The following is an 8,181-nucleotide window of genomic DNA, read 5'->3' on the forward strand; positions in this document are numbered from 1 at the left end:
TGTGAAGCTCTGAAGAAGCGGGTGTGGCGATGATCGATGCTCTGACGTCGGCGTTTTCAGCGGCGCAGCAAACCTTGTTTGAGCAGGTGGTGCAGCCGCTGGTGTTTGCCACTGGCGGCGGCTCCATCCTCGAAGACGCCTATGACGCCACCGGCTGGCTGCTGGTCGGGCTGATCCAGCTGGCGGTGATGCTGGCGCTGATCGGTCCCTTGCAGCGCTGGCGGCCGGTTGAAGTCTGGCCTGATCAACGCGCTGTGCGCGTCGATGTGCTCTATACCTTGCTGCACCGCTTGGGGCTGATCCGACTGGCCTTGTTCTTCACCGTCGATCCGCTTTGGAACGATCTCTGGGGCTGGTTGGCGGTGCAAGGCGTGGCCGGGGTCCAGCTTGACGCTTGGGTCGCCCCGCTGTGGGTCGGGGTGACCGATACGGCGTTGGCGGGTTTCTTGGTCTACTTGGTGGCCTTTGACTTGGCCGATTACGGTTTGCACCGGGCGCAGCACCGTTTCAACTGGTGGTGGGCCTTGCATGCGGTGCATCACAGCCAGCGCCAGATGACGATGTGGACCGACAGCCGCAATCACTTGCTCGACGACTTGTTGCGCGACGCCTTGATGGTGACGCTGGGCCATGCGATGGGCGTGGCCCCGGGGCAGTTTGTGGCGGTGGTGGCGTGTACACAGCTGGTTGAAAACCTGTCGCACGCCAACGCCCGCTTGTCCTTTGGTTGGCTGGGTGCGCGCTTGGTGGTTGGGCCCCGGTTCCACCGCGTGCATCACGGCGTTGGTATCGGCCACGAGTCCCAAGGCCAAGGCACGCTCGGTGGGCACAACTTTGCGGTGCTGCTGCCGGTGTGGGACATGCTCTTCCGCACGGCCCGATTTGATGGCGGTAACGAGCCCACCGGCATCCGCGATCAAGCGCTCGAAGCGTCCGAAGCGGGCGGGCGTGACTACGGCGAGGGCTTTTGGGCTCAGCAGTGGTTGGGGTTGAAGCGTTTGCTGTTTTGCAAGAAAGATCGTTCATGACTGCTGTCTCTCCTCCCCAAGCTGCCCCGCGTTTTGCGTTGATCATCGTGGGCGACGAAATTCTCTCCGGCAAGCGTCAAGATCGGCACATGGCCAAGGTCATCGAGTTGCTCACGGCGCGTGGGCTGATGCTGGATGCGGTGCGCTATGTCGGTGACGACCGAGCGCGCATCACGGCGGCTTTACGCGATGCCTTTGCCAGCGGGGATGTGGTGTTTTGCTGTGGCGGCATCGGTGCCACGCCTGACGACCACACGCGCCCATGTGCCGCCCAAGCGCTGGGTCGGCCGCTGGAGGCGCATCCGCAAGCGGTTGAGCTGATCCACGAGCGCATGCGTGAACTGGCTGAGCAGCGCGGCGAGGTCTATCAGCCAGAGCACCCGGACAACATCCATCGCCTGAACATGGCGCAGTTCCCCGCTGGGGCCGAGATCATTCCGAACCCCTACAACCGGATTGCTGGTTTCTCGGTGGGCAGTGTGCATTTCGTGCCCGGATTTCCGGTGATGGCGCATCCGATGATCGAAGCCTTGCTGGACGGTCGCTACGCTGCGTTGCATGGCGGCCAAGCGCAAGTGGAACGCTCGGTGATCGTTTTTGGTGCGATGGAGGCCAGTCTCACACCGCTGATGATCGAGATCGAAGCCGGTTTTGCGGGCATCAAGGTGTTCAGTTTGCCCAGCGTCGATCACCCGCAATACGGGCGGCATATCGAGTTGGGCGTCAAAGGACGAGAACCACAGCTGTTGGCGGCTTTCGAGGCCTTGAAACAAGGGCTTGCGCGGGTGAATGCTGTGCTTGGCCCCGAAATGGTGCGCGGCGCTTGAGCTGATCCGCGCTGATTTGGTGCCTTTATTTGCACCAAATCAGTGCCGTTGCGGCGGATCGGGCTCCGCAGGGGGCGAATGACCGTCCATGTGGTCCCTTGGATCGGCGGCATGCTTTCTGCTACATTGCCGGGCGCCCTGTTGCACAGCACGGGGTACACCCTACCGTTCAACGCATACTTTCCATCTCCCTAGGAGCCCTCTGATGGCCAAGAACGTCGCCGACGTGATGAAGCTGGTGAAGGAAAACGAAGTCAAGTTCGTTGATTTCCGCTTCACAGACACCCGTGGCAAGGAACAGCACGTTTCCGTGCCCATTTCTGCTTTTGACGAAGACAAATTCGCGTCGGGTCATGCGTTCGACGGATCTTCGATCGCTGGCTGGAAGGGCATCGAAGCTTCGGACATGATCCTGTTGCCGGATCCCAATACCGCCAACATCGACCCGTTCTTCGATGAACCGACCCTGATCCTCACCTGTGATGTGATCGAGCCGGGTGACGGCAAGCCCTACGAGCGCGATCCGCGCTCCTTGGCCAAGCGCGCCGAAGCCTACATGAAGTCCACCGGCTTGGGCGATACCGCCTACTTCGGTCCGGAACCCGAATTCTTCGTCTTTGACAGCGTGCGCTGGAACGCCGACATGTCGGGTTGCTTCTGCTCGATCGAATCGGAAGAAGCGGCTTGGAACTCCGGCAAGGACTACGAGCACGGCAACAAGGGCTTCCGCCCGACCGTCAAGGGCGGCTACTTCCCCGTGCCCCCGGTCGATTCCGGCCAAGACATGCGCTCGGAAATGTGCTTGATCCTGGAAGCCATGGGCATCCCGGTTGAAGTGCATCACCACGAAGTGGCCAACGCCGGCCAGATGGAAATCGGCACCCGTTTCAGCACGCTGATCCAGCGCGCTGACTGGGTTCAGCTGCAAAAGTACATCATCCACAACGTCGCGGCGGCCTACGGCAAGACCGCCACGTTCATGCCCAAGCCCATCGTTGGCGACAACGGTAGCGGCATGCACGTGCATCAGTCGGTGTGGAAGGACGGCAAGAACTTGTTCGCTGGCGACGGCTATGCCGGTTTGTCGGAGTTCGCCCTGTACTACATCGGCGGCATCATCAAGCACGCTCGCGCGCTGAATGCGATCACCAACCCGGGCACCAACAGCTACAAGCGTTTGGTGCCGGGCTACGAAGCCCCGGTGAAGTTGGCTTACTCGGCCAAGAACCGCTCGGCTTCGATCCGTATCCCGCACGTGCCGAACCCGAAGGGCCGTCGCGTCGAAGCACGTTTCCCCGATCCTTTGATGAACCCGTACCTGGGTTTTGCCGCGCTGTTGATGGCCGGTCTGGATGGCGTGGAAAACAAGATCCATCCGGGCGAGCCCGCCACGAAGGATCTGTATCACCTGCCGCCGGAAGAAGACGCGCTGATCCCGACCGTGTGTTCGAGCTTGGAACAAGCGCTCGAATACTTGGACAAGGGCCGCTCCTTCCTGACCAAGGGCGGTGTGTTCACCGATTCGTACATTGATGCCTACATCGAGCTGAAGATGCAGGAAGTCACGCGCATGCGCATGACCACCCATCCGATCGAGTTCGACATGTACTACAGTCTGTGAGGCTTTTCGGTCGCTCCTAAGGCGGCCGACTTGCTCGCGAACACGACGAGAGACGGCCACCAAGGCCGTCTCTTTTTTTGCGCCATACTCGCCCCGCTTGGAAATCATGATCACTGGAGTTCATTGAATGTCACGCATCGTGCTGTGGTCTGTTGCTGGTGTGTTGGGCTTGGCCTTGAGCTCGGCCCATGCTCAGGACCGTCAGGTGTACCGATGCCCCGGCAATCTGTACACCGATCAGATCAGTGTCAAAGAAGCTGCGGCCCGGGGTTGCAAGACCTTGGACGGCGCGCCGGTGACGGTGATTCAGTCCTCCATGCCCCGGCGCTCTGGTCCGGCAGCGAGTGGTGCGGCCTCGGGTCCAGCCAGTGCGGTGCGGGTTGATCCGGCTGAGCAGCGCGCGCGTGACACCGATGCGCGACGCATCCTTGAGGCGGAATTGCGCAAGGACGAAGAGCGTTTGGCGCAGATGCAGAAGGACTACAACGGTGGCGAGCCCGAGCGACGCGGCGAAGAGCGTAATTTCTCGCGCTACCAAGAGCGGGTTGCCGACATGAAAGCTGCCATCGCCCGCAAGGAAGCTGACATCGCGGCCATTCGGCGTGAGCTATCCAAATTTGCCACGCCATGAGCAGCGAAGGATCCCGGCGCGACGCATCGAGTTTTGATGCCTTCGATCACTTGGCCACCATGGTGGCGGTCATTGACGCCAAGGGCCAGTGCGCCTTCGTCAATGCAGCGTTTGAAAACACCTTGGGCTTGCCAAGGCGTCACTTGCAGCAGCAATGTGTGTTTGACTGGTTCATTCAACGTTCGGTGCTGATGAGCACGGTGCAAGCGGTGGTGGATAACGAATACAGCACCGGCCGCTTTGATGCCAGCCTGCGCCAGCCCCATGTGCTGAGCCAAGAACCGTTGCCCGTGCATGTGATCGTGACCCAGATTGAGCGCAGCCGGCAGGTTTTGCTCGAAGTGGTGGAGATCAAGCAGCAAGCTCGCCAAGACCGTGAAACCCGTACCTTGGATCAAGCGCGGGTCACCAAAGAGCTGATCCGCAATCTGGCCCATGAGATCAAGAACCCGCTGGGTGGCATCCGGGGGGCCGCGCAGTTGTTGGAGATGGATCTCGACAACAAGGCCTTGATTGAATACACCCAAGTCATCATCCACGAGGTGGATCGTCTCCAAACCTTGGTGGATCGCTTGCTGGCCCCGCACCGCCGCCCGCAGATGGTGGCTGACGTCAATATCCACGAGGTCCTAGAGCGGGTTCGGGCCTTGGTGTTGATCGAGTGCCCCAAGGGTTTGGAGCTTGTGCGGGACTACGACATTTCTCTGCCCGAGTTTCGCGGTGACCGGGAGCAGCTGATCCAGGCCGTTCTCAATGTGACGCAAAACGCCGCGCAAGCCTTGGTGGCCCGCCGCCAAGAGGGCGATGCCCGCATCACTTTCCGCACCCGTGCGGCCCGACAAATCACCATTGGCCTGCATCGTTGCCGACTGGCACTGGAATTGCATATCGAGGACAACGGACCCGGTGTGGCGACCGAGATTCGTGATCGCATCTTCTTCCCGCTGGTCTCCGGCCGGGAAGGGGGCTCGGGCTTGGGGTTGACGCTGGCACAGGATTTCATCCAGCAGCACCGGGGCACGATCGAATGCGAGAGCGAAGCTGGGCACACGCTGTTTCGGATCCTGATTCCGTTGCCGTAAGCGACACGGCATTGGTCATGCAAGGGAAACGGGCAAAGTATGAAATCCATCTGGATCGTTGACGACGACCAATCTATCCGCTTCGTCCTAGAGAAAGCGCTCGCACGCGAGGGCTTGCCAGTGCGCAGTTTCATGAACCCACGCGATGTCTTGGTGGCCTTGCAAGATGATTCCCCGCAAGTGCTGGTGAGTGACATCCGCATGCCCGGCGGCTCGGGCATCGACTTGTTGGCGCGCGCCAAGACGCTGTATCCCGGCTTGCCGGTGATCATCATGACGGCGTACTCCGATCTGGACAGCGCTGTTTCGGCTTTCCAGGGCGGGGCGTTCGAATATCTGCCCAAGCCCTTCGATCTGACCAAAGCGGTTGAGCTGATCCGCCGTGCGGCGGAAGAAAGCTTGCGCGAAGAGCTGATCGACGAAAGCACCACCGAGATGCCTGAAATGCTCGGCCAAGCGCCAGCGATGCAGGATGTTTTTCGGGCGATTGGCCGGCTCAGTCAGAGCCAAGTCACGGTGTTGATCACAGGTGAATCGGGCTCCGGCAAAGAGCTGGTGGCGCGTGCGCTGCATAAGCACAGCCCCCGCGCAGGCGGGCCCTTCGTGGCGATCAATACGGCGGCGATTCCGAAGGACTTGCTGGAAAGCGAGTTGTTTGGTCACGAACGCGGGGCGTTTACCGGCGCGCAGGCGATGCGTCGCGGCCGTTTTGAGCAAGCCGACAACGGCACGCTCTTTCTGGATGAGATCGGCGACATGCCCTTCGATTTGCAGACGCGGCTGCTGCGGGTGCTCAGCGACGGGCAGTACTACCGCGTGGGCGGCCATCAGCCGATCAAAGCCCATGTGCGCGTCATCGCGGCCACGCACCAGAACTTGGAGGAGCGGGTGCGTGAGGGCGCGTTCCGCGAGGATCTCTTCCACCGCCTCAATGTCATCCGGCTGCGCTTGCCGCCGCTGCGTGAACGCCGCGAGGACATTGCGGGTTTGACACGGCACTTCTTGGCCCGCAGTGCCAAAGAGTTGGGCGTTGAGGCCAAGCGGGTGTCCGAGGCCGCCTTGCTGCGGGTGATGGATTTCGAGTTCCCCGGCAATGTGCGCCAACTTGAGAACCTCTGCCACTGGTTAACGGTGATGGCTCCGGCTCAAGTGGTTGATCCGAAGGACTTGCCTCCCGAGATCATCGGTACCCAGCCGCAGGGCTCGTCTTTGTCGGCCACGGGCTCGCCCAAGGGCCTGGCGGAGACCAGCTCGGTGATGGCTGCGCCCGCAGCAGAAGGGGCAGGCACTGGGGTCGGTGATGGCTGGCTGCTTGATTTGGAACGACAGGCCCGTAGCTTGTTGGAGCGTGGTGAGGAGCAGATCTGGGACCGGCTTGCTCGGGACTTTGAGGGTCAACTGATTCGCACCGCTTTGGCCATGACCAAGGGCCGACGCATCGAAGCCGCGCACAAGCTAGGGATTGGCCGCAACACCATCACCCGCAAGATTCAGGATCTGGGTCTGGAAGACTAAGGGGCGGCTGCCTTGACCTACCTCAAAGGGGCGGCGAGGGAGTTGGGAGACAGTGCGGCCACCCCGTCCCTTATCCCTTTGGATCTTTCTCTGTGCCTGTCGATGTCTTGGCTCTAGAGGGCGCTCCGGCTTGGCCGCGTCCGCGCCGCCGAGTCACCGCTCCACCCCCACCCCCGGCTGATCCAACACCTTGGCAAAAGGTGTTGGGCGGGGCTCCGCTCGCGGCCGAGGAATGGGGTGTGCTCGCCCAGTTGTCGATTCGGCGTGAAATTCCTGCTGGCGAGGCCGTTTTGGATCGACTCGGCATCGCTCGACATCTGGTGGTGCTGTTGCGCGGTGACGTGGTTTTGGGTTCGCGGGCTGCCGATGGGGGCTTGCGTACCGAGCGCACGCTCACCGGGCCAGCGTGGCTGGATCTCAGTTCAGCGTGGCTGGGTGAGCCCCATGCCATGGAGGCGCAAGCCCTGTCCGATGTGACCGTGGCTGAGGTCGCTTTGAGCGCTTTGCGCCTACAGCTGAGCACCCATCCTGCCCTCTTTTCTCTGTCGCAGCGGCTGTGTGTCTGTCTCGCGCAGCAGGTGTATGAGCTGACGGCCACGTCGCGTAATTTGCTGCACAACGATGCCTCGGCGCGTTTTGCGCAATGGCTGTTGCAGCGCTGTCCCGAGGGTGATGCTTTGGCCTGTGAGGTCCGATTACAAGAACGCAAGCGTGATATCGCCCAGCAACTTGCCATGACCCCTGAGACCTTGTCGCGCCTGATACGCAGCTTGGAGCAGCGTGGCTTGATCAGCAGCCAAGGCTATGTCGTGCAGATTCACAACAAGGCGCAGCTCCAGCACTGCGCTGGAGCGATCCGCTAAGAGCGCGTGTTGACATACCCTTATGGGTTCCATCATCTGTGATGAAGTGCTTTGGCAGTCGCGTTGGGTGAGTGCTAGACTGGGCCGTTACTCATCCACATCGCGCTGTTCATGAATGCCCTGACCCTTCCTTCTCCTGCTTCGTTGACCCTTCGGGATCCGTGGGCGATGGTGCCATCGCTGGGGAACTTGGATGCCTATATTTCTGCGGTGAATCGGCTGCCGATGCTGACCGCCGACGAAGAGGTTTCGTTGGCGCGGCGCTTGCAGCAGCACAGTGATCTGGACGCCGCAGGTCGTTTGGTGTTGTCGCACCTGCGGCTGGTGGTGTCGTTGTCCCGCCAATACGTGGGTTATGGCTTGCCCCAAGGCGACTTGATCCAAGAAGGTAATGTTGGCCTCATGAAGGCCGTCAAACGGTTTGATCCCGAGCAAGGTGTGCGCTTGGTGAGCTATGCCAGCCATTGGATCAAAGCTGAAATCCACGAATACGTCCTGAAGAACTGGCGCATGGTCAAGGTGGCGACCACCAAAGCCCAGCGCAAGCTGTTCTTCAATCTGCGCTCGATGAAGCGCCAGTTCAAGGCCGAAGCGGTCGATGGGCAGACGCATCG

The 8,181-nt window shown here is 61.0% G+C and carries 8 protein-coding genes; all 8 read left to right on the forward strand.

The annotated features are described in order from the left end of the window. Nucleotides 1-29 precede the first annotated feature (29 nt). Complete coding sequence (locus tag AC3VI7_RS11300) at nt 30-1,028, forward strand: sterol desaturase family protein (RefSeq protein ID WP_489667763.1); 999 nt, start codon at nt 30-32, stop codon at nt 1,026-1,028. Further along, on the forward strand, nt 1,025-1,855 hold the full coding sequence (locus AC3VI7_RS11305) for a competence/damage-inducible protein A (protein ID WP_489667764.1): 831 nt from the start codon (nt 1,025-1,027) through the stop codon (nt 1,853-1,855). Before AC3VI7_RS11300 ends, AC3VI7_RS11305 begins: the two co-directional genes overlap by 4 nt. 205 nt (nt 1,856-2,060) lie before the next feature. Continuing rightward, nucleotides 2,061-3,476: a type I glutamate--ammonia ligase gene (gene glnA, locus AC3VI7_RS11310; RefSeq protein ID WP_489667765.1), complete on the forward strand. Its 1,416-nt coding sequence runs from the start codon at nt 2,061-2,063 to the stop codon at nt 3,474-3,476. A gap of 127 nt (nt 3,477-3,603) precedes the next feature. Continuing rightward, the gene (locus tag AC3VI7_RS11315; RefSeq protein ID WP_489667766.1) at nt 3,604-4,107 is read left to right on the forward strand and encodes a hypothetical protein; all 504 of its coding nucleotides are present in this window, start codon (nt 3,604-3,606) and stop codon (nt 4,105-4,107) included. After that, the gene (glnL, locus tag AC3VI7_RS11320) at nt 4,104-5,189 is read left to right on the forward strand and encodes a nitrogen regulation protein NR(II) (protein WP_489667767.1); all 1,086 of its coding nucleotides are present in this window, start codon (nt 4,104-4,106) and stop codon (nt 5,187-5,189) included. The genes AC3VI7_RS11315 and glnL overlap by 4 nt, the downstream gene beginning before the upstream one ends. Nucleotides 5,190-5,228: 39 nt before the next feature. After that, complete coding sequence (ntrC, locus tag AC3VI7_RS11325) at nt 5,229-6,704, forward strand: nitrogen regulation protein NR(I) (RefSeq protein ID WP_489667768.1); 1,476 nt, start codon at nt 5,229-5,231, stop codon at nt 6,702-6,704. 92 nt (nt 6,705-6,796) lie between these two features. Then, nucleotides 6,797-7,567, forward strand: coding sequence for a Crp/Fnr family transcriptional regulator (locus tag AC3VI7_RS11330; protein WP_489667769.1), 771 nt, complete (start codon nt 6,797-6,799; stop codon nt 7,565-7,567). A gap of 111 nt (nt 7,568-7,678) precedes the next feature. Then, nucleotides 7,679-8,181, forward strand: a 503-nt coding sequence (locus AC3VI7_RS11335) for an RNA polymerase factor sigma-32 (protein ID WP_489671534.1), incomplete at its 3' end; no start/stop codon positions are given.

This window comes from Leptothrix toolikensis (SeqCode) (assembly GCF_057922285.1).